A 281-nucleotide genomic window follows, 5' to 3' on the forward strand; every position below is an offset into this window, starting at 1 on the left:
TCTTAAGGTCGCAGCAAGACTAGCTGCTTGATAGGTTGGGTGTGTAAGTGGTGAAAGCCATTTAGCTGACCAATACTAATAGACCGTCCGCTTACTTTAAATAAGCATTACTTCCTTGCTAAGGTTTATTACTTTAGTAAGTTTAAGAGTTTAAATTACTTGCTTTTAACATTGTTATTTAAGTTTATTAAATACTAATAGATTTAAATAACAATGTCCGTGATTATACAAATGTGGTAACGCCTTGTCCCATCCCGAACCAAGAAGCTAAGCACATTGTG

The 281-nt window shown here is 34.9% G+C and carries 2 rRNA genes; both read left to right on the top strand.

Annotation, left to right across the window (positions count from 1 at the left end):
• Positions 1-99 (top strand): 23S ribosomal RNA (locus KJR01_RS10110); the annotation flags it as partial.
• A 116-nt stretch (positions 100-215) separates the two neighbouring features.
• Positions 216-281, top strand: a 5S ribosomal RNA gene (gene rrf, locus KJR01_RS10115); the annotation flags it as partial.

Origin of the sequence: Campylobacter sp. 2018MI10 (assembly GCF_018501175.1) — a bacterium.
GTDB lineage: Bacteria > Campylobacterota > Campylobacteria > Campylobacterales > Campylobacteraceae > Campylobacter_E.